General features: G+C 48.4%; 25 protein-coding genes. 12 read left to right on the forward strand and 13 right to left on the reverse strand.

The window, feature by feature from the left end:
- Positions 1-108: 108 nt before the first annotated feature.
- Complete coding sequence (gene zipA, locus NF212_RS13320) at positions 109-1,026, reverse strand: cell division protein ZipA (RefSeq protein WP_434356388.1); 918 nt, start codon at positions 1,024-1,026, stop codon at positions 109-111.
- 258 nt (positions 1,027-1,284) lie between these two features.
- Here zipA and cysZ point away from each other — a divergent pair, with 258 nt between their 5' ends.
- From cysZ to crr, 5 genes are all read left to right on the forward strand, one after another.
- Positions 1,285-2,031: a sulfate transporter CysZ gene (cysZ, locus tag NF212_RS13325; protein ID WP_434356390.1), complete on the forward strand. Its 747-nt coding sequence runs from the start codon at positions 1,285-1,287 to the stop codon at positions 2,029-2,031.
- A 150-nt stretch (positions 2,032-2,181) separates the two neighbouring features.
- Positions 2,182-3,150 carry a cysteine synthase A gene (cysK, locus tag NF212_RS13330; RefSeq protein WP_434356392.1) on the forward strand — a complete coding sequence of 323 codons (969 nt, stop codon included), beginning with the start codon at positions 2,182-2,184 and terminating at the stop codon, positions 3,148-3,150.
- Between the two features lie 315 nt (positions 3,151-3,465).
- On the forward strand, positions 3,466-3,723 hold the full coding sequence (gene ptsH / locus NF212_RS13335; RefSeq protein ID WP_434356394.1) for a phosphocarrier protein Hpr: 258 nt from the start codon (positions 3,466-3,468) through the stop codon (positions 3,721-3,723).
- A gap of 56 nt (positions 3,724-3,779) precedes the next feature.
- The gene (gene ptsI, locus NF212_RS13340; RefSeq protein WP_434356396.1) at positions 3,780-5,507 is read left to right on the forward strand and encodes a phosphoenolpyruvate-protein phosphotransferase PtsI; all 1,728 of its coding nucleotides are present in this window, start codon (positions 3,780-3,782) and stop codon (positions 5,505-5,507) included.
- A gap of 46 nt (positions 5,508-5,553) precedes the next feature.
- Positions 5,554-6,063: a PTS glucose transporter subunit IIA gene (crr, locus tag NF212_RS13345; RefSeq protein WP_054672186.1), complete on the forward strand. Its 510-nt coding sequence runs from the start codon at positions 5,554-5,556 to the stop codon at positions 6,061-6,063.
- Between the two features lie 67 nt (positions 6,064-6,130).
- Here crr and NF212_RS13350 read toward each other — a convergent pair whose 3' ends face one another.
- The 4 genes from NF212_RS13350 to NF212_RS13365 all read right to left on the reverse strand — a co-directional run bounded on the left by NF212_RS13350 (position 6,131) and on the right by NF212_RS13365 (position 8,614).
- On the reverse strand, positions 6,131-7,027 hold the full coding sequence (locus tag NF212_RS13350; RefSeq protein ID WP_434356398.1) for a Dyp-type peroxidase: 897 nt from the start codon (positions 7,025-7,027) through the stop codon (positions 6,131-6,133).
- 163 nt (positions 7,028-7,190) lie between these two features.
- Positions 7,191-7,589 (reverse strand): hypothetical protein, encoded by a 399-nt coding sequence (locus tag NF212_RS13355; protein ID WP_434356400.1) that lies wholly within the window; start codon positions 7,587-7,589, stop codon positions 7,191-7,193.
- Positions 7,590-7,592: 3 nt separating this feature from the next.
- Positions 7,593-8,063, reverse strand: coding sequence for a DUF2919 domain-containing protein (locus NF212_RS13360; protein ID WP_434356402.1), 471 nt, complete (start codon positions 8,061-8,063; stop codon positions 7,593-7,595).
- A 230-nt stretch (positions 8,064-8,293) separates the two neighbouring features.
- The gene (locus tag NF212_RS13365) at positions 8,294-8,614 is read right to left on the reverse strand and encodes a heavy metal-binding domain-containing protein (RefSeq protein ID WP_054672192.1); all 321 of its coding nucleotides are present in this window, start codon (positions 8,612-8,614) and stop codon (positions 8,294-8,296) included.
- A 74-nt stretch (positions 8,615-8,688) separates the two neighbouring features.
- Here NF212_RS13365 and NF212_RS13370 point away from each other — a divergent pair, with 74 nt between their 5' ends.
- The gene (locus tag NF212_RS13370) at positions 8,689-9,024 is read left to right on the forward strand and encodes a DUF2956 domain-containing protein (RefSeq protein ID WP_434356404.1); all 336 of its coding nucleotides are present in this window, start codon (positions 8,689-8,691) and stop codon (positions 9,022-9,024) included.
- 9 nt (positions 9,025-9,033) lie between these two features.
- On the forward strand, positions 9,034-9,474 hold the full coding sequence (locus NF212_RS13375) for a DUF1499 domain-containing protein (RefSeq protein WP_434356406.1): 441 nt from the start codon (positions 9,034-9,036) through the stop codon (positions 9,472-9,474).
- Here the strand turns inward: NF212_RS13375 and NF212_RS13380 are convergent, their stop codons facing one another.
- The 4 genes from NF212_RS13380 to NF212_RS13395 all read right to left on the reverse strand — a co-directional run bounded on the left by NF212_RS13380 (position 9,475) and on the right by NF212_RS13395 (position 11,114).
- Positions 9,475-9,753, reverse strand: coding sequence for a winged helix-turn-helix domain-containing protein (locus NF212_RS13380; RefSeq protein WP_434356408.1), 279 nt, complete (start codon positions 9,751-9,753; stop codon positions 9,475-9,477).
- A gap of 161 nt (positions 9,754-9,914) precedes the next feature.
- Positions 9,915-10,388: a DUF6691 family protein gene (locus tag NF212_RS13385; RefSeq protein WP_434356410.1), complete on the reverse strand. Its 474-nt coding sequence runs from the start codon at positions 10,386-10,388 to the stop codon at positions 9,915-9,917.
- A complete protein-coding gene (locus tag NF212_RS13390) occupies positions 10,385-10,804 on the reverse strand; it encodes a YeeE/YedE family protein (RefSeq protein ID WP_434356412.1) in 420 nt (139 codons plus the stop codon). Before NF212_RS13390 ends, NF212_RS13385 begins: the two co-directional genes overlap by 4 nt.
- On the reverse strand, positions 10,797-11,114 hold the full coding sequence (locus tag NF212_RS13395) for an ArsR/SmtB family transcription factor (RefSeq protein ID WP_434356414.1): 318 nt from the start codon (positions 11,112-11,114) through the stop codon (positions 10,797-10,799). Before NF212_RS13395 ends, NF212_RS13390 begins: the two co-directional genes overlap by 8 nt.
- A 278-nt stretch (positions 11,115-11,392) precedes the next feature.
- On the opposite strand from NF212_RS13395, the gene NF212_RS13400 reads away from it, so the two are divergent.
- The 3 genes from NF212_RS13400 (at position 11,393) to NF212_RS13410 (ending at position 13,271) form a co-directional block, all read left to right on the forward strand.
- The gene (locus NF212_RS13400) at positions 11,393-11,737 is read left to right on the forward strand and encodes an ArsC family reductase (RefSeq protein WP_434356416.1); all 345 of its coding nucleotides are present in this window, start codon (positions 11,393-11,395) and stop codon (positions 11,735-11,737) included.
- Between the two features lie 21 nt (positions 11,738-11,758).
- Positions 11,759-12,892 carry a succinyl-diaminopimelate desuccinylase gene (gene dapE, locus NF212_RS13405; protein ID WP_434356418.1) on the forward strand — a complete coding sequence of 378 codons (1,134 nt, stop codon included), beginning with the start codon at positions 11,759-11,761 and terminating at the stop codon, positions 12,890-12,892.
- A gap of 163 nt (positions 12,893-13,055) precedes the next feature.
- Complete coding sequence (locus NF212_RS13410; protein WP_434356420.1) at positions 13,056-13,271, forward strand: DUF2897 family protein; 216 nt, start codon at positions 13,056-13,058, stop codon at positions 13,269-13,271.
- 112 nt (positions 13,272-13,383) lie between these two features.
- Here the strand turns inward: NF212_RS13410 and purC are convergent, their stop codons facing one another.
- From purC to dapA, 3 genes are all read right to left on the reverse strand, one after another.
- Complete coding sequence (gene purC, locus NF212_RS13415) at positions 13,384-14,094, reverse strand: phosphoribosylaminoimidazolesuccinocarboxamide synthase (protein ID WP_434356422.1); 711 nt, start codon at positions 14,092-14,094, stop codon at positions 13,384-13,386.
- Positions 14,095-14,199: 105 nt separating this feature from the next.
- The gene (gene bamC, locus NF212_RS13420; RefSeq protein ID WP_434356424.1) at positions 14,200-15,231 is read right to left on the reverse strand and encodes an outer membrane protein assembly factor BamC; all 1,032 of its coding nucleotides are present in this window, start codon (positions 15,229-15,231) and stop codon (positions 14,200-14,202) included.
- Positions 15,232-15,253: 22 nt separating this feature from the next.
- Complete coding sequence (gene dapA, locus NF212_RS13425; RefSeq protein WP_434356426.1) at positions 15,254-16,132, reverse strand: 4-hydroxy-tetrahydrodipicolinate synthase; 879 nt, start codon at positions 16,130-16,132, stop codon at positions 15,254-15,256.
- Positions 16,133-16,293: 161 nt separating this feature from the next.
- Between dapA and NF212_RS13430 the strand changes: the two genes are divergently transcribed.
- Together NF212_RS13430 and bcp are read left to right on the forward strand one after the other, a co-directional pair.
- Complete coding sequence (locus NF212_RS13430) at positions 16,294-16,821, forward strand: glycine cleavage system protein R (protein ID WP_434356428.1); 528 nt, start codon at positions 16,294-16,296, stop codon at positions 16,819-16,821.
- 51 nt (positions 16,822-16,872) lie between these two features.
- Positions 16,873-17,340 (forward strand): thioredoxin-dependent thiol peroxidase, encoded by a 468-nt coding sequence (gene bcp / locus NF212_RS13435; protein ID WP_434356430.1) that lies wholly within the window; start codon positions 16,873-16,875, stop codon positions 17,338-17,340.
- A gap of 55 nt (positions 17,341-17,395) precedes the next feature.
- Here bcp and NF212_RS13440 read toward each other — a convergent pair whose 3' ends face one another.
- Positions 17,396-18,814, reverse strand: coding sequence for an FAD-dependent oxidoreductase (locus NF212_RS13440; protein ID WP_434356432.1), 1,419 nt, complete (start codon positions 18,812-18,814; stop codon positions 17,396-17,398).
- Positions 18,815-18,891: the final 77 nt, after the last annotated feature.

Consider the following 18,891-nt stretch of genomic DNA (forward strand, 5'->3'; position numbering starts at 1 on the left):
CTTGGTTGTGCCATAGTTACTGTCAGGTTGTGAGGGTCATTATCATACCTGATAAAGCCCATAACGGAAAAAGGGCCAGAAGGCCCTTCTCGTTAATTTCGTATTGGGTTAAGCGCTGAAATCCCGGATTCGCTGTTTGTAAGCATCAATCTTCTGTGGTGTCAGCATGGCCCTGCCCTCGTCAAGCACAAGACCTCCGAGCTCATCAGCAATTTGCTGGGCAGTTTGCAACATCAGCTTGAAATTCTGATCCGGCTCTCCATAACACGGCAACGTCATAAAGAACGAAACACCCGGTGTTTCATAACTATCTGGAGCGTTGATAATCAGGTTGCCAGGTTTGACCATGTTCGCGATGCTGAACAGTACCTTACCTGTCCCAGCCAAATCAGTATGGCGGTGGTAGATGTCCAGTTCTCCATAATGGAGGCCATGCTGTTCAAAGCTGTTAATCAAGTCAATGCCGGAAAAAACCTCGCCGTTTGATGCATGAACATGAAGCACCAGGACATCACTTTTCGGTTCCTCGGGCGCAACCTCAGGTTCAGGCTCTTCTGCTGACACTTCTTCTGAAGCCAAATCACCTTCACTGAACGTTTGAACTGAATCTTCCGTTAGTGTTTCCACGGTTTCAGCAGGTGGAGTTTTACGGGGTTCTTCTTTTTGCATGGGAGACGGAGACTGAATATCTTCCGGATCCAGCTTCAAAGAGGGAATATCATCGTCTTCGTGAATTGTTCCTGGCATATCAAATAGCGGATCGCTGTCCGGTTTTTCACCGAACGCCATGCCTGGTTCCTTCCGCTCCTGGCCAGATTTGGATTCAGGCTGGTTTACGACGCGGACTGCACCGATACCATCCTGATCAAAACCATCCTCAACGCCACGACTATCCTTCAGTTTACCCAAAGGCTTTTCGCTGAACTTGGTTCTTCTTTCTTTTCGGCTTGTCATAAAGCCATGCAGCAGCAGCGCGGCAATTGCCAACGCGCCGACAACGATCAGTACAAGGCGCAATTCCTGCATCGGGTATTCTCGATGTTCAGTGATTCAAACTTTCTGGGCCTGTCCAAGCCTTATGGCACAGATGACCGGACACCACACTATTCGGCTTACTGTACCAGAAGTTGAAAAAAAATTAATGCGTTCCTGTAGTTATTCTTGCTAAGCCAGTCAAAAAATCACAGCGATATAACAATGTGGTGATAAACCACGCAGTTTGGACATAGCTTGGGTATACCTTTACCATGCAGAAAAACTGTGCTTTAGCGTAATGGAGACTCCATGGTTAAACAGACCGGTTCCGGGCTGCACTATTTCAGTCGGGGCTTTTCACTGATTTTTACACCCGGCATCCGGCGGTTTGTGATTATTCCTTTAATAATCAATATACTGCTGCTTGGTGTGACTTTTTATTTTGCTCTTACCCGGATTGGGGAGTGGGTGGATGGACAACTGGCGCAACTGCCGACCTGGCTTGACTGGTTGAGCTATCCGCTGTGGGTTTTGATAGCACTTGGGTTGCTTGTCGTCTGCACTTACTTTTTCTCTACCATTGCAAACTGGATAGCCGCGCCGTTTAACGGATTGCTTGCTGAACATCTGGAAGCCAGGTTGACAAACACCCGCCCTCCGGATGATGGCGTGTTGGACATTGTCAAAGACCTTCCACGTGTGATGAAACGTGAATGGCAAAAGCTATGGTACTACCTTCCCAAAGCTATTGGATTGCTGATTCTTTTCTTTATCCCTGCGATAGGGCAAACACTTGGACCGGTATTGTGGTTCCTGTTTACCGCCTGGATGATGTCGGTTCAATATTGTGATTATGCCTTTGATAACCACAGGGTACCTTTTGCCACCATGAAAGGGGCTCTCAAAGAGGAAAAAGGCGTGACCTTCGGCTTCGGCGCACTTGTAACCCTGCTAACAATGACGCCAGTGCTTAACCTGATAGTGATGCCGGCAGCCGTATGCGGTGCAACGCTAATGTGGGTAGAACGTTATAAGGGTAATTTCGGGCGATATTAAAGAGTTACGCCCTGACAAACTGGTCTCAGCCTTAAATGTAAACAACCATTAATGACAATAACTTATAACCAACGGTTCCTTAGGTGTAGTCTAGGATAGGTATAAGCTTAATCGTGACATACATTTATGGCGTGACGAAGGAACGTTAAGATGGCAAAGATTTTTGAAGATAACACACTGACAATCGGTAACACTCCCCTGGTTCGCCTTAACCGCGTATCCAACGGAAAAGTTCTGGCTAAAATCGAAGCGCGTAACCCAAGCTTCAGCGTAAAGTGCCGTATCGGTGCCAACATGATTTGGGATGCTGAGAAATCTGGCAAACTGAAAGCAGGTGTTGAACTGGTTGAGCCAACCAGTGGTAACACGGGTATTGCACTGGCTTATGTCGCAGCAGCCCGTGGCTACAAATTAACACTTACCATGCCTGAGTCCATGAGCCTTGAGCGTCGTAAGCTATTAAAAGCACTCGGTGCAAACCTGGTTCTGACAGAAGCGCCAAAAGGTATGAAAGGGGCAATTGCAAAAGCCGAAGAAATTGTGGCTTCCGATCCTTCAAAATACCTGATGCTTCAACAGTTTGATAACCCGGCAAACCCAGAAATCCACGAAAAAACCACCGGCCCAGAGATCTGGGAAGATACCGATGGTGAAATCGATGTATTTATCGCCGGTGTTGGTACAGGTGGAACCCTTACCGGTGTGAGCCGCTATATTAAGGGAACCAAGGGCAAGGCAATCACGACTGTGGCAGTCGAGCCTTCAGAATCTCCTGTTATCAGCCAGACGGTTGAAGGTGCAGAAGTGCAACCCGCCCCTCACAAAATCCAGGGTATTGGTGCAGGCTTTGTTCCTAAAAACTTAGATCTCACTCTTGTTGACCGTGTAGTGCAGGTTTCTTCAGAAGAAGCCATGGCAATGGCGCGTCGCCTGATGGAAGAAGAAGGTATTCTGGCGGGCATCTCTTCCGGTGCAGCAGTTGTTGCAGCGAATAAAGTTGCCGAACTCCCTGAGTTTACTGATAAAAATATTGTTGTCATTCTGCCGAGCTCAAGCGAACGCTACCTGAGCTCCCCTCTGTTTGCCGATCTGTTCACCGAGAAAGAACTCACGCAATAACAGAGAGTTGCGAAAAAACACCTCATCATACAAATGACATAAAAGCCCCTTCTGGGGCTTTTTTGTTTGATTTTTCCTGCTACATCCAGTAAAAACGGTGACTGTTTATTTTAGGCACCGAAATAAAAAGTGTTTTGTCCCTGAGTCAGATGGGATGTGTTTAGAAAATGTCACAGAAATTTGACTTGGATTAAGCATCGGTGCCGATAACTTGGTTAGTTTACTACCATCGAATAGCAAATCATGGTTGTTCGGTTTAAGCTAACTAGGGATTTAATACATAAATTTAAAAAATTAGATCTATCGGGGTGAATAATGTTTCAGAAAGACGTAGTAATTACTGCAGAAAACGGTCTGCACACTCGTCCAGCGGCTCAGTTTGTTAAAGAAGCTAAAGGCTTCGACGCTGACATCACTGTGACTTCAAACGGCAAGAGCGCAAGCGCTAAGAGCCTGTTCAAGCTGCAAACTCTGGGCCTGACCAAAGGCACCAACGTGACCATTTCTGCAGAAGGCGCACAGGCTCAAGCAGCTGTTGAGCACCTGGTTAAACTGATGGACGAGCTGGAATAATCCAGCTCTTTTTTTCATCATTTCGCTTTCTGTTTTGAACAACGTAAGGTAACGCTATGATTTCAGGCATCCTGGCATCACCTGGTATCGCTTTTGGTAAAGCGCTACTTCTTCAAGAAGAAGAAGTCGTCATCAACAAGGGACAGGTCCCTGCCGATCAGCTGGAAAACGAAATCCAGCGCATGCTCGACGCAAGGGAAAAGGCTAAGGAGCAGCTGGAAGTAATCAAGCAAAAAGCGCTTGAGACCTTCGGTGAAGAAAAAGAGGCCATCTTTGAAGGCCACATCATGCTACTTGAAGATGAAGAGCTGGAAGAAGAAATCATAGCTTTCATCAAAGACAACAATGCATCAGCTGATCACGCGATCTATGCCGTTATCGAAGAGCAAGCTTCAACGCTGGAGTCTCTTGATGACGAATACCTGAAAGAGCGTGCGACTGACGTGCGTGATATCGGTATGCGTTTTGTTAAAAACGCGCTGGGCATCAACATGGTGTCTCTGTCCGACATCAACGAAGAAGTGATTCTGGTTGCTAACGACCTGACTCCTTCTGAAACTGCACAAATCAACCTGAACTACGTACTGGGCTTTATCACTGATATTGGCGGTCGTACTTCACATACCTCGATCATGGCTCGTTCACTGGAACTGCCAGCTATCGTAGGTACAAACGACATTACCAAGCGCGTTCACAACGGTGACATGCTGGTACTGGATGCGATCAACAACCAGATCGTCATCAACCCAAGCGACGAAGAGCTCGCGAAATTCAAGAAAATCCGTGACGACTACCAGTCTGAGAAAGAAGAGCTGGCAAAGCTGAAAGACCTGCCTGCTATCACTCTGGACGGCCACCAGGTAGAAGTTGTGGGTAACATCGGCACCGTAAAAGACTGTGACGGCATCAACCGTAACGGCGGTGAAGGTGTTGGCCTGTACCGTACTGAGTTCCTGTTTATGGACCGCAGTGCCCTGCCAACTGAAGAAGAGCAGTATCAGGCATACAAAGAAGTTGCAGAAGCGATGAACGGTTTGCCGATCATCATCCGTACCATGGATATCGGCGGTGACAAAGACCTGCCTTACATGGATCTGCCAAAAGAAATGAACCCATTCCTGGGTTGGCGTGCAGTCCGTATCAGCCTTGATCGTCGCGAAATCCTTCGAGACCAGCTGCGTGCGATCCTGCGAGCTTCTGCGCACGGTAAACTTCGCGTGATGTTCCCAATGATCATCTCGGTTGAAGAAATCCGTGAACTGAAGAAGGCTATCGAAGAGTACAAAGCTGAGCTGCGTGCAGAAGATATTGCCTTTGATGAGAGTCTGGAAATCGGTGTAATGGTGGAAACACCTGCAGCTGCAGCGATTGCCCACCACCTGGCAAAAGAAGTTAGCTTCTTTAGCATTGGTACAAACGACCTGACCCAGTATACTCTTGCAGTTGACCGTGGTAATGAGCTGATCTCACACCTGTACAATCCGCTTTCTCCTGCCGTGCTGTCTGTTATCAAGCAGGTAATTGACGCATCGCATAAAGAAGGTAAATGGACTGGTATGTGTGGTGAGCTTGCGGGTGATGAGCGCGCAACATTACTGCTGTTGGGTATGGGCCTTGATGAATTCAGTATGAGTGGCATCTCGATTCCTCGCATTAAGAAGATCATCCGCAACGCTAACTTTGCAGATGTGAAGGCGATGGCTGAAGAAGCATTGGAACTGCCAACCGCAGCTGAAATCGAAGCACTTGTAGATAAATTCATCGCAGAAAAGACCATCTGCTAATGCTACTATTTGTGGCAGATGACTAAATACGCTTAGGAGCATCAATATGGGTCTGTTTGACAAACTGAAGAAACTGGTTTCTGACGACAGCAACGACGCTGGCGCGATTGACATTATCGCCCCTCTGTCAGGCGAAATCGTAAACATCGAAGACGTGCCTGATGTTGTTTTCGCAGAGAAGATCGTTGGTGACGGTATCGCTATCAAACCAGCGGGCAACAAAATGGTTGCTCCTGTAAACGGTACTATCGGTAAGATCTTCGAGACCAACCACGCTTTCTCTATCGAGTCAGAAGACGGTGTAGAACTGTTTGTTCACTTCGGTATCGATACCGTTGAACTGAAAGGCGAAGGCTTCAAGCGTATCGCTGAAGAAGGTCAGTCTGTTAAGGCCGGTGACACCATCATCGAATTCGACCTGGCTCTGCTGGAAGAAAAAGCGAAGTCAACACTGACTCCAGTTGTTATCTCTAACATGGACGAAATCAAAGAGCTGCAAAAGCTGTCTGGTGCCGTTACTGTTGGCGAAACACCTGTAATCCGCGTGAAGAAGTAATTTTCTTCTCGGATAAGAAAAGGGCTCCTCGGAGCCCTTTTCTGTATCTGCATTTTATCGGTTCGCGTTATATAGCGGATAGCTGCTCCATTGACGGTGCGTAAAGATAAGCACCAGTCACCGCCTCCGTAAACATCAACATGGCATCTGTACTGCCATCACGCTCCCCATACATACTCGCCAGCATTTCACGGAAATTGTGCTGATTATTGCAGTAGGCAATAAACAGCAGGCCATGGTCACCGCTTACCGAGCCGTATGGCAGGCTGTGACGTAAAATCTTAAGTCCTTTCCCATTTTCTTTAATATCAACGCGACCAACATGAGATGTTGCTGGCACATCCTCAAGTTCGACTGAATCAGGCTTGGTACGTCCAATGATCTTTTCCTGTTTTTCAACACCCAGACGTTCCCATGCAGCCAGCTTATGAATAAATCGCTGCGTCATAACAAAGCTGCCACCGGCACACTTGCCATCTGCGATAATAGCAATGTTGCGGCGGTCCTCATCTGTTTTAGGGTTCTCTGTCCCGTCAACAAAACCTGTCATATCACGGGAATCCAGATAGCGGTATCCGTAAGTTTCATCCAATACTTCAACATCACGTGATACACCGGACATAAACTTGCGGAGTAAATAGAAATTCAGATCAAGACGGAGGGAGTGGATATGAACCAGAAAATCACTTTCTGTCGCAGGTGCTTGTACTTTCCCCGAGCCAAGTGGCTTAAACACCTCAAAATCTGATGGCATCTCACCACCGATTTCTTTCCAGAAAGATGGTGTGAATGAAACGGCAGCGCAAAGGTCAGCTCCCGGTTGTGAGGCGTTAACTTCTTCGACCAATGAGTGGAGTGCTTTCAGGTGTTCGCAGACTACTCTTTTATCACCGGTCACTTTAAAAAGGGTATAGAGAGCAAAAGGTCCAGCTTCAGGCAGGATGCCCGACTGCGGCGTTGCCATACTTATTCTCCTGTTAATGGCCTGGTCTCAGGTGATACTACGTGGTTAACCAACGTGTTTCTTTGCTTTTTATCATATAGCACAACAAAGCCAACACGTATTACACACGATATACAAAAAAACCGCAGCGTGTGCTGCGGTTCTTTTCAGGAAAAAAGGGCGGTTATACCGAGGTTACTTCAACCTTGAGGTGCATGTGTTCTCGAAGCTCAGAATCGTTGACATCAAATGACATTGGCTGATGTAAGCCTGTCCGGAATGTCGGGGAAGCAATGGTACGCCAGCTTCCATCATTACATTGCTCCTGAAACTGAAGGCAAATTTTCACCTGTTCCCCATCAAACTCAATGAGTTCAGCTTTACCAAGCAACCCAGGCAACTGGGAGCCGTCATTGGAAAACAATATTGTCTCCTCTCCCGGTAAAAGAGAGACAGAGGTAGAAGCTTCGTGAGTATGCCCATCACGGGAAAGGGCAAAAGCCACATCCAACTGCCAGTCTGCGACGGCAAAGGGACTGAGCATCATGCCAAATAGTGCCAGGCCTTTTTTCCAGTCATTCATTGTTTACTTTCCTGGGTCTGAACCTGTATCTGCAAATACTCGACGAAGCGTGCGGCTCCTCAACAAGTATATGAAGAACCAGAACGTAGCAACTAGAGCCAGCGCATGAGGCCACTCAAACGTCCAGTGGTAAGCCTCCAACGCTAAGATCTGCAGTACAAAATCTACACTTAATGCAGCGAACAAAATCCACTGCCCTGACCGCCACAATGTATTTATCCATGATTTATTGTAGTGACGGGCTCCCGCAAGCCAGGCAAGCAACAGTCCGGGTAAACCGACAACCAATCCGGTATATAGTGCCACTTGATGTGGGTAAAGCAGGTTTAACATATGTGAGCCGTGACTCCGGCTTACACCTGCCATCAACAACACTAACCAAGACCGGGACATGAATGCTACCATCAACCAAAACCAAACTGTTGGCTTCAGGTTGCCGTGCTTGTCCAGTCTATTGAAATCTAACTCGTTCACAGTGATTACTCTAAAAATATCAGTGCTCTTCTTATGGAGCCTTGAACGGGTCATTTCAATAGCAAATCTCAATGGACTGCATTGGGAACACGTCCAAATTCGCACTTAAGTCTTTATTGATAAAGGGATTAGAAAGAAATGTGCGCCTCAGCGCACAATTAGATTTCAGAATTTACAGCTAACATCACGAAATTGAATCATTTAGCCTTTGCCTGACATTGATTTGAATATCAATCCAAACTAACCGCAGTTCCACTGACGCTGACCATCATCATGCCGCCGTTGGCACCAACAACTTCATAATCCAGATCGATTCCGACAACTGCATTGGCCCCCAAAGCACGGGCTCGCTGCTCGAGCTCTTCAAAGGCAATCTCCCGTGCCCTCGACAGCTCTTGCTCATACGCACCTGATCGGCCACCAACAATGTCACGCACTGCTGCAAACAGATCTTTAAATACGTTGGCTCCCAGAATAGCCTCACCGACTACCACACCGTGGTAGTGAACAATCCGGCGACCTTCGACTGATGGTGTTGTGGTTAATATCATCGAGCGCTCCTTTGCTGTTTAATCCCCCAGTTCACTGGGTATAATGCCGTAAAACCATGACATAACAAATTAACATGAATAAAGACACAATCTCCCCCGAAACCCAGCAAGAAGCGATGAAAATCGCCAAAGCAACGCAGAAACCGGGACAGACCAAAGAGCAGACCAAACTGATAGCTCAGGGAATAGAAAAAGGAATCGCTCTGTATAAAAAACAACAAAAGGTAAAAGCACGGGAAAAAGACAAACTGCGTAAAAAACAAATAAGGGATAAGCGCGCTTCAGGTGAAGAGACAGCAGATACAATCGAACATGAAGTCACATTACAAAACAATAGCAGCATCTTGCCTTGGGTTTTACTGGCAATCAGTTGGGCGGTGTTCGTTGCGGTATTCATCCTGTTCAAGTAGGGAGAAAACATGGCTGTCAGGGATGTCATAAGATGCCAAACATTATGTCTGGCTGTACTCACAGTAACAGGATGTTCATCAGGAGAGGATATGGAAAGGATGAAAATCAATCAGCTTTGCAGCGACAAACCCAATTGCGTCTCTACCATTGAAAGCAGGGAGCAGTTCTCACTTTCCCCTTTTCGGCTGAAAACTAATGATATAAATGCAATTAAAGAAATTGCCCTTCGTCTTCCAGGTGCCCGCCTGGCTGAAGAAAGTGAAGGTTACCTGAGAATTGAATGCGTCAGCAAAATCATGCGTTTCGTGGATGACCTTGAGCTGAAAATCGATAACGGTAACCTTGTGGTGCGTTCTGAGTCCCGAGTCGGTTACTCCGATTTTGGTGTAAACCGCAAGCGTGCAGAAACACTGCGAACCGCTCTGAGAGAAGCCGGGATAACAGAGTGATTACTTTACTGACTTGGACAGGTCTTCGCGCCGTGAAAGTACCCAATCAAGCTTAAACGGCCCCCAGCTTTCGACCTTATAGTAACCGTCGTTGTGGCGGCGGCCATCCTGGACAAAGCTCAACTGGATGCCTAAACCAGGTAAAGATTTGATCACGTCCTGGATTGTACGGCGAGGCCACCCGGTCACCTCGACCAAACGTGGTACGTTTGGACGTTCTATATCCTGGACCAGATAGGCGAGATAAAGACGACGTGCAAAAACTGGATTCAGTTCCATTGATACCCCCATTAATACTGGAATAAATTCCATTATTGGCTCTGCTCTGGGGGAAATGTTGCGCTTGATCAAACGTCAGACCAATCCCACCTGACGAGTTGCCCAAAAAGAGACATATGCAACAATTTTAATGGGTTATACAACCCGTTGTTCGAGCCAAATTAAGAGGGAGTATGGTTTGCTGCAGCCTGTTTAGACTGTTTTGTTATCAAGCCTCCACCATAAAGCCCCGCCATCAGACCAACAACAAAAATTAATGGTTGGACTAAACCAGAACCCAAAGCGGTCAAAGCCGGACCTGGACAGATCCCCGCAAGTCCCCAGCCAATACCAAATAATGCCGCCCCCCCGACCAGTTTTAGGGTTATCTGTCTATGACCCGGTTGAGCAATATGGAATCCATTTAGTGCACAACTCCGACGGCGAATAACCAAATGGTACACTGGCGCAAATACGCCGATGGCGCCAACCATGACAAACGCCAGAGACGGGTCCCACTTACCGGTAACATCGAGGAATCCCTGCACTTTGCCTGGGTCAACCATTCCGGAGAAAACCATCCCTGTACCAAACAAAAAGCCACAACATAATGCAGAAGTTAGGGTTAAGGCATTGTTTTTATGAGAGGAGATCATAAGAAAAGCCCTCCATGACGGAGAAAAAACACCGTTACACCGGCAGTGAACATAAAGGTAACAGTCGCAACCAGAGAGCGAACTGAAAAACGGCCAATTCCACAGATACCGTGACCACTTGTACAGCCATTAGCTAAACTCGCCCCAAGCCCTACCAACAGGCCTGCAATAACAAGTATCCAAAATGATGGTGAAAAATGCCCGGTTAATGCACCGATTCTGTCCTGAAAGACAAATCCGGCGGACATCATCCCCAGTATAAACAGCACTCGCCACAACACGTCCTGCTGCACCGTTTTCATAATTCCTGCTGCTATACCGCTTATACCGGCAATGCGACCATTAACAAAAAGCAAAAGGGCCGCTGCGCCCCCTACCATCGCTCCGCCAAACAAAGCTGAAATGTACTCATTCATTTTTTATATCTGCCCTAAATTCCTCACACCAAGCCCCCTGTATAGCAGCCATCAGGGCTCTGACTTTTTTGTTGTCTACACGGTAGAAGACCGTTTGGGCTTCCTTTCGTGTTTCCACCATCCCTGCAGCCCGCAACACCTGAAGGTGCTGTGAAAACGCAGATTGGCTAAGCCTGCTGCTTTCCAACAGTTGAGAAACCGATGCTTCGCTTTCACACAGTTGGCACAAAACCATCAGGCGATCGGGGTGAGCCAGGACACGTAATGCATTCGCAGCGTCCTGCGCTTGTTCATATAACGCTTTCATCATCAACTCCAAAGCACTATTAGATTATTCTAATTTAACTATATCAAGTCAAATCTAATTTAGTTTTTACTAATTATAATACAAGTTTCTCCATTATGAGACCCAATTCGTACTCCAACACGAAGCCGGATTCATCGCAGCCCCACTACAATTCACATCCCGCGCATCAGTATCACAGGGCACGGTATATATGAATTGGTACTAACGCAGTAACTTGCTTTCGCCCCCATGCAATGTCACTCTTATCGCCTTGACATTGAAGGAAGAAGAAAGGAAACGTGATGGCGACGGTTTACGGCATAAAAAATTGCGACACCATCAAAAAAGCCCGTAAATGGCTCGAAGACAACGGTGTTACTTATACCTTTCATGATTACCGGGCTGATGGTCTCTCTGCAGAATTGATTAATACCTTTGTCGCAGAATTAGGTTGGGAAGCACTGGTAAATAAGCGTGGAACCACGTATCGCCAGCTCAGCGAAGAACAAAAAAATACGCTGAATGAAGAGAGTGCCAAAGCACTGCTGCTTGAATTTCCGGCTATGATTAAACGCCCGATACTGGTTACAGCTAACCAGTATCACCTTGGTTTTAAACCGGCACAATATGCCGACATCTTTGCATAAGAACTACCGAAAGGACGCTCCATGACAGAAAGTGCTGTATTGTCATTAGCCAAGGACCTGATTGGCCGTGAATCTGTGACACCGGAAGATGCAGGCTGCCAGACACTGATGTGTGAACGGCTGGAAAAACTGGGTTTTAACATAGAGTGGATGGTATTTGAGGATACTACCAACTTCTGGGCTCGACGTGGAACTGATGGCCCTCTCTTTGCTTTTGCCGGGCATACCGATGTAGTCCCGGCTGGCCCATTGGGGCAATGGCATACCCCACCTTTTGAGCCTACCGTAATCGACGGCCACCTTCACGGACGCGGCGCAGCAGATATGAAAGGCTCCCTTGCTGCCATGGTCGTCGCGGTTGAACGCTTTATCGATACCAATCCGGATCACAAAGGTTCCATTGGCTTTTTGATAACTTCTGACGAGGAAGGCCCATTCATTAACGGTACCACCCGGGTTGTTGACACTTTGATGGCTAGAAATGAGCTTATCGATATGTGTATCGTCGGTGAACCGTCCAGCACCCACACTGTCGGAGATGTGGTAAAAAATGGCCGCAGAGGATCTATCACTGGGGATCTGACAGTCAAGGGGATTCAAGGGCATGTTGCGTACCCGCACCTTGCAAGAAACCCTGTTCACCAGGCAATGCCGGCGCTGGCAGAGCTATGCGCTGTAACCTGGGACAACGGTAACGACTTCTTCCCTCCGACAAGTTTCCAAATCGCCAATATAAACGGTGGCACTGGCGCTTCCAACGTGATCCCCGGGGAGTGTCATATCCAGTTCAATTTCCGGTTCAGTACAGAGTCGACTGATGAAGATCTGAAGCGCCGGGTTCATTCCGTACTGGATGCGCACGGCCTGGAGTACGAGCTAAAGTGGACACTCAGCGGGCAGCCATTCCTGACAGATGCTGGCACCCTTGTCGATGCAGTTGTTGAAGCTATAGAGGAAACCACACATCAGAAACCGGATCTGTTAACGACAGGCGGTACTTCTGACGGCCGCTTTATTGCCAAAATGGGGGGGCAGGTTGTGGAACTCGGCCCGGTTAATGCCACTATCCACAAGGTCAATGAATGCGTCCGTGTTGCTGACCTCGAAATTCTGGCTGACATGTACCAAAAGGCACTCGAAAAAACGCTGGTTTAAGTATTTCCTTTACCAGGAACCAAGCCGGGTCTACATACCCGGCTTTTTATTGCTCCTAAGCATATGCGCACATATAAGCCATCTACACTGCCGTTTATAAGAGAAATTACTCGTACTGCAGGTATACTTGTGAGCATCCTCCTCCGCTGGAAAGGAAGCAAATATGGAGTTTTTAACCAACCCCTGGGTAATTATTGCCATTGTGCTGGCTGTGGTGATCAGCAACATTATGGCAGTGAAATATACAGCCAACGCCAAGTTCGGGATGAAGAAGAAAAAGCCCGAAGATGCCTTTGCCAGCAAAGAAAGACCACCGGCAACAAGCAAGAAAAAGTCTGGTTACGATGACGATGACGACGAACCTTCCGGGTTTATCTGACGGTATGAAAAACAAAAAGGCAGCGATAAAAAATCGCTGCCTTGATATTTTATGTACGTAGATTTTTTAACCGGCCAAACGACGCAATCGTTTGCTATAAAGAGTTAAAAAATTACAGCTTAAGACCGATACGATCAGCCACTTCAATATAAGCTTCAACAACGCCACCGAGCCCCTGGCGGAACCGGTCCTTATCCAGCTTCTTACGGGTTTCCTTGTCCCACAGACGGCAGCCATCGGGACTGAATTCGTCACCGAGGACAATCTCACCTTCATAGAGGCCAAACTCAAGCTTGTAATCAACCAGGATCATACCACCTTGATCAAACAGCCCTTTAAGCACATCGTTTACTTTGAAGGTCAGCTCTTTCATGCGCGCAAGGTGCTCGGCTTTGGCAAACCCCAGAGATTCACACAGTGACTCATTTACCATTGGGTCATGCAGCGCATCGTTTTTCAGGAACAACTCAAAAGTAGGCGGGGTCAGCTCGGTGCCTTCCTCAATACCCAGGCGGCGGCAAAGAGAGCCGGCAGCAACGTTGCGAATTACACACTCAACCGGAATCATCTCCAGCTTTTTCACCAGCGCTTCAGTATCGGACAACAGACGGTCCATCTGAGTCGGTATGCCGGCCTCTTCAAGCTTGGTCATAATAAAGTGGTTAAACTTATTGTTTACCTCACCTTTACGATCCAGTTGCTCTACCTTCTGGCCATCAAACGCAGACGTATCATTGCGGAATTCCAGCACAAAGCGCTGTTCATCGTCAGTCGCAAATACTGACTTAGCTTTTCCACGATACAACTCAGCTCGCTTTTCCATTCACCTTATTCTCCGTTTAAGGGAAGTCACATCCGTGACCCACAAACACATCCAAACTAACTCACATACAAAGAGAGGACACCTGGCGGCGTCCTCTCTGGCAAATCAACTTTGTGGTGACTGGCTAACTTCAATGGCGGCCGCAAGTGCCCGGCTTACCGCGCTCAGCGTCTCTTCCGGTAACGGCTTCCCATCAGAATCCGCGACACTGACCGATGTTCTGTTGGTCAGGTCACCCAATTGCAGGGTAAATTTCTTGCCGCCCATATCCAGCGGCTGAATACCCAGTTTTTCCCAAACTTCATCATCCGGACGGCTGTATTTCACTTCAACCGTACCTTGCGAGCGGTTGCGATCCTCTACTGTGAAGCCCAACTGGCCCAATACATCAGGCAATCGCTCCCAGAAAACTTCATACGGAGCACGGGCAATGATTACAGGCAGGCCGCCACGGTCTTTACCCATGCTGATTGGGATCTGCTTAACCAGTTTAAGTGCCTCCAGACGGGCATTTTCCCGCATCTGGTCGTCATACCCGGCAGTGATGAGGTTTGTCATCAACGCCGTGTAGCGGTCTCTATAAATTGCCTGGGGATCGCTCTGGCTGTTACCTTCACGCCAGCCGGTCATTGCAACACGCAAGCCTTTCAGTTCACCGCGGTCAAGCCGAGTGATCCGGTACTTGGCTGCGATTGAGTCATCATCCTCGTTTGACCAAACGTACCAGCCAGTATCCAACTCGTTGTTATCTACTGCTTCAACTGACACGCTGTCGTCTTTAAGTACTTTTGAAACAATAGGCCACAAGGTATCCATCTGGCCTGGCTGTGCAAGCCAAAGCGTCACACCGCGCTCATCAACATCTGCCCGTGCGCCGGGAATCAGTGCCAAAACCTGTTGGGGAGGTCGGATATCTACACCGCTTCCAACTGCACCGGTGGCATTCACGTCAGGGATTTCGTATGCGCGGTTAACAACAAACTCCTGCCCTGGCAAGGTATGCCAAGCCTCAAGTCCGGGTGTTTCCAGATAATCAAAATCATTTTGAGCCTGACGGCGCTGCGAAGCGCCGCCGGAACAAGCTGACAGGGCCGCAACAACAATGGCGCAGAGACCCAGCCTGTAGGATAACTTCATTGAAAGTCCTGTTTTCGAAATCTTAGAGCAAACCTGATTCTTTCAGTGCTTGCAGGACAACCGGACGCTCAGGTTCACTCAGTTCAGTCATCGGCAATCGCATCACACCACAGTCAATAAGGCCAAGCTCACGAGCGGCCCATTTTACTGGAATCGGGTTCGCTTCAACAAACAGCTTCTTATGCAGGGGCATCAGTCGGTTATTAATGATGCGTGCCTCTTCAAACTGACCGGAAAGCGCCAGCTTCATCATTTTTGCCATTTCGGCAGCAGCAATATTGTTTGTCACAGAGATAACGCCGTGACCACCAGCCTCAACAAAATCCAAGCCAGTAAAATCATCGCCGCTCAGTTGGACGAACTTGTCGCCACAAAGTTCACGTGTTTTTCCAACACGGGACACATCACCGGTTGCATCCTTAATACCAACGATATTGTTAAACTCTGCCAGACGGGCAACCGTCTCTGGCAGCAGGTCAACAGCAGTACGGCCAGGTACGTTATAAAGAATCTGAGGCAGGTCTGTAGACTCAGAAATAGCTTTAAAGTGTTGAAAAAGCCCTTCCTGGGTAGGTTTGTTGTAATAAGGCGTAACGCTAAGGCAGCCTGCAACACCGGTATCGGTAAACATTTTGGCAAAAGCAACGGCTTCATGGGTTGCATTTGCACCCGCACCAGCAATAACAGGAATACGACCGTCTGAGAATTCGAGGGTTTTCAGGACAATATTAACGTGCTCTTCAACGGTAACAGTTGCTGACTCTCCGGTAGTACCTACCGCCACAATCGCATCAGTCCCTGCTTCCACATGATATTCAACCAGTTTTTTTAAACCGTTGTAATCGATACTGCCGTGTTCGTCCATGGGCGTTATCAGCGCCGTAATGCTACCTGAAAACATGTCATTCTCCGCTTTTCTTCTAGACTGTCATGGTACTTTTGCGCCTGATTAAAAACAAGCAATAGCAACGCCATGGCACCCCCTAATTCGCTCTTTTTTTGCGGTTCTCAGGCAAAGGTGCGCGTGCTAACATCGAAAGAAAGTTTTCGTGCAGAGTAAACATGGATCAGTATCTTGTCCTCACTGCCCTGGGCAGAAACCGCCCGGGCATATTAAGCAAAATCACACAGTTGATTACCGAGTGTGGGTGTAACATCGAAGACAGCCGTCTGGCGATATTCGGCAGTGAGTTTACCCTGCTTATGATGCTGTCCGGCAGCCATAACTCCATTGCCAGGGTTGAGGTCTCCCTTCCCCTACTGGGAGCCGAACACGACTTGCTGACTATGATAAAACGCACCATCGGGCAGCAGCAGGAAAAAAACATCAGGCGCTGGGCAGAGATTTCAGCATCTGGGCCCGACAAACCCGGTCTTATCGATAACTTCACCCGCTTTTTTGCACAAAGGGATCTCAATATCTCCTCTCTGAGTGCGCGCTCCGAACCTGAGGGCACCGGCGCTGTGCAGCTCCAATTGCAGATGACTGTTGAACTGAGTGACGATGTGGATGAATCTACGCTGGGTGCAGATTTAGCAAAAATGTGTGAATCAATCTCAGTATCCAGTCATTTTCATATAGTCAGCTAGCCCGCTGAAAACAAGAACAACCAAACTCAGCCAACTTAAAAAGGAAAAAACATGCAGACTCTGACCGCAGGCATGCCGGCTCCGCAATTTTCATTACCAAACCAAGATGGAAACCCTGTATCACTTGCTGATTTCAAAGGGAAAAAAGTGCTGGCGTATTTTTACCCCAAAGCTATGACACCTGGCTGCACAGTCCAGGCTTGTGGCCTTCGTGACAGCAAATCCGAACTGGATGCACTGAACGTTGAGGTGCTGGGTATCAGTATTGACCCGGTTAAACGCCTGCCTAAATTTATCGAACGGGACAACCTGAACTTCACCTTACTGTCTGATGAAGACCATGCTGTAGCTGATCAGTTTGGCGTTTGGGGTGAAAAGAAATTTATGGGTAAAGTCTATGACGGTCTTCACCGCATCAGCTTTTTGATTAATGAAGAAGGTGTGATCGAAAAAGTTTTCAACAAGTTCAAAACCAAAGAGCACCACGAAGTGGTCCTGAGCTACCTGAAAGGCGAATAAGAACGTTATTCCCGGTGAAAATCCGTATGAGAGGCATAGCGCCTCTCATTTTTTATCAATACGATTTAGCCAGGCTCGCTGGGTAGCCTCTCTCCACAGCAAGTTTACACGCGGTAAATTCAATATCCCCTTCATCTAGTGCTCCAATCAAAGAGAGCTCTGGCCCCTCAAGGCCTTCTGGAAACGCCATATCCCAACCTGACTCAACGAGGTGGCGGGCGATTTTTTCTGCACAGACAATCGCTGAAGAGGCCTTGATGATTTCTGCCCGGACATAGTTCTTTCCGGCAAAGCTGATATCCGATGCGCGAAGCGTAATATCATTACCCGGTACCTGCTGCGCACCGAAAAGGGGTTTCCCGCCAGGTTTTGCCGATGCAAAACCTGGAACTAGTTCTGCCATGTGAACTATCGCCTGACGGGTCCGCTGTTGAACAACGTCATCATGCCAGCCAAGTGTCAGTTTCCGAGCCAGCCTATCCGGCAGCTCCGGTTGGGCACTTGTTTCTGAAGAGTAAACCCGCCCCCCATCAAACAGGGTAATATCTTCTGTCATCCCGTGAAGCTGAACCAAGCCATCGGGGTAAGGGGTAAACTGCGCCATTCCGGTTGGCGTCCCCCTTTCACCGTGGAAGATAACTTCCGGCCAGCTACCCGGTTGTTCCTGCCAGTTAGCCAGATAGGCGGACTTAAATTCCACCAACCGCTGGCGATGGACGCCCAAGGCATTGTCCCACTCCCCAGTCCGGTAACCACAGGCATTGACGACAAAATCGACCTGCTCGGTACGGGCACCCTCGGGCCCCTGTATTACCATGTCCCAGCTACCATTGTCCCTGAGCGTCAGATTGGTGAGGCGGTGACATGTGAGCAGTTCGCAGAAGGGGGTCTGCCCCAGGGCCATATTGGCAGAAGCAGCAATACGGAAAAGGCTGAGGCCATATTCCTGCACCATCACCCACGGGTATACAAACTTCGACAGATCCACACTTTTGGCAACCGGTATCAGCCAGTCTTCCTGCGAGACAGGAGAGTCCGGTATATCCCGAGACGCCAGCTCTTCCAACGCCTCCCGATCGTAAAGCCTGAAATAATCTTCCGGTTCACCCAATACACCATTTCGCGGGTCAGCATGAACTAACTCCCCGTAAGTTCGCTGCAACAGACGAAGACGGGGAAGCAGGCTGTCCACAGAGCCGCCATCCCGTAAAGGAATAGCGATAACGGTTGGGCGGTGGTTTAGGGCAAAAGGATAAGCCCTTGCGGTATCAACTGACTGTTTCAACAGTGCCAGGCACTGGGCATCATCAAGCTCACGGTACAGGTTCCCACCCGCATGGAGGTGACACATCGGCGGGCCATTGACCAGGCTTTCCCCTTGTTCCACCAGCACGGTTCGAACCCCCATCCCTGCGAGTCGAAGCGCAATAGTTGAACCCGCGACGCCACCGCCAACAATACCCACTTTTTTCATTCGCAATCCGCCACTCCAGCCAGCTTGCATGCCAAACACCCCATCGCAAACAGCAAAAGAGGGTCTGATGACCCTCT

Source organism: Parasalinivibrio latis, from assembly GCF_036825535.1.
Taxonomy (GTDB): Bacteria; Pseudomonadota; Gammaproteobacteria; order Enterobacterales; family Vibrionaceae; genus Parasalinivibrio; species Parasalinivibrio latis.

Coding starts and splice junctions, on each gene's coding strand:
- ptsI (WP_434356396.1), top strand. CDS start 3,780: ATGATTTCAGGCATCCTGGCATCACCTGGTATCGCTTTTGGTAAAGCG.
- bcp (WP_434356430.1), top strand. CDS start 16,873: ATGCAGACTCTGACCGCAGGCATGCCGGCTCCGCAATTTTCATTACCA.
- cysZ (WP_434356390.1), top strand. CDS start 1,285: ATGGTTAAACAGACCGGTTCCGGGCTGCACTATTTCAGTCGGGGCTTT.
- dapE (WP_434356418.1), top strand. CDS start 11,759: ATGACAGAAAGTGCTGTATTGTCATTAGCCAAGGACCTGATTGGCCGT.
- NF212_RS13390 (WP_434356412.1), bottom strand. CDS start 10,804: ATGAATGAGTACATTTCAGCTTTGTTTGGCGGAGCGATGGTAGGGGGC.
- cysK (WP_434356392.1), top strand. CDS start 2,182: ATGGCAAAGATTTTTGAAGATAACACACTGACAATCGGTAACACTCCC.
- NF212_RS13350 (WP_434356398.1), bottom strand. CDS start 7,027: ATGGCAACGCCGCAGTCGGGCATCCTGCCTGAAGCTGGACCTTTTGCT.
- NF212_RS13440 (WP_434356432.1), bottom strand. CDS start 18,814: ATGAAAAAAGTGGGTATTGTTGGCGGTGGCGTCGCGGGTTCAACTATT.
- NF212_RS13380 (WP_434356408.1), bottom strand. CDS start 9,753: ATGGAACTGAATCCAGTTTTTGCACGTCGTCTTTATCTCGCCTATCTG.
- purC (WP_434356422.1), bottom strand. CDS start 14,094: ATGGAAAAGCGAGCTGAGTTGTATCGTGGAAAAGCTAAGTCAGTATTT.
- zipA (WP_434356388.1), bottom strand. CDS start 1,026: ATGCAGGAATTGCGCCTTGTACTGATCGTTGTCGGCGCGTTGGCAATT.
- NF212_RS13355 (WP_434356400.1), bottom strand. CDS start 7,589: ATGAATGACTGGAAAAAAGGCCTGGCACTATTTGGCATGATGCTCAGT.
- NF212_RS13400 (WP_434356416.1), top strand. CDS start 11,393: ATGGCGACGGTTTACGGCATAAAAAATTGCGACACCATCAAAAAAGCC.
- NF212_RS13375 (WP_434356406.1), top strand. CDS start 9,034: ATGGCTGTCAGGGATGTCATAAGATGCCAAACATTATGTCTGGCTGTA.
- bamC (WP_434356424.1), bottom strand. CDS start 15,231: ATGAAGTTATCCTACAGGCTGGGTCTCTGCGCCATTGTTGTTGCGGCC.
- NF212_RS13385 (WP_434356410.1), bottom strand. CDS start 10,388: ATGATCTCCTCTCATAAAAACAATGCCTTAACCCTAACTTCTGCATTA.
- NF212_RS13370 (WP_434356404.1), top strand. CDS start 8,689: ATGAATAAAGACACAATCTCCCCCGAAACCCAGCAAGAAGCGATGAAA.
- NF212_RS13365 (WP_054672192.1), bottom strand. CDS start 8,614: ATGATATTAACCACAACACCATCAGTCGAAGGTCGCCGGATTGTTCAC.
- dapA (WP_434356426.1), bottom strand. CDS start 16,132: ATGTTTTCAGGTAGCATTACGGCGCTGATAACGCCCATGGACGAACAC.
- NF212_RS13430 (WP_434356428.1), top strand. CDS start 16,294: ATGGATCAGTATCTTGTCCTCACTGCCCTGGGCAGAAACCGCCCGGGC.
- crr (WP_054672186.1), top strand. CDS start 5,554: ATGGGTCTGTTTGACAAACTGAAGAAACTGGTTTCTGACGACAGCAAC.
- ptsH (WP_434356394.1), top strand. CDS start 3,466: ATGTTTCAGAAAGACGTAGTAATTACTGCAGAAAACGGTCTGCACACT.
- NF212_RS13410 (WP_434356420.1), top strand. CDS start 13,056: ATGGAGTTTTTAACCAACCCCTGGGTAATTATTGCCATTGTGCTGGCT.
- NF212_RS13395 (WP_434356414.1), bottom strand. CDS start 11,114: ATGATGAAAGCGTTATATGAACAAGCGCAGGACGCTGCGAATGCATTA.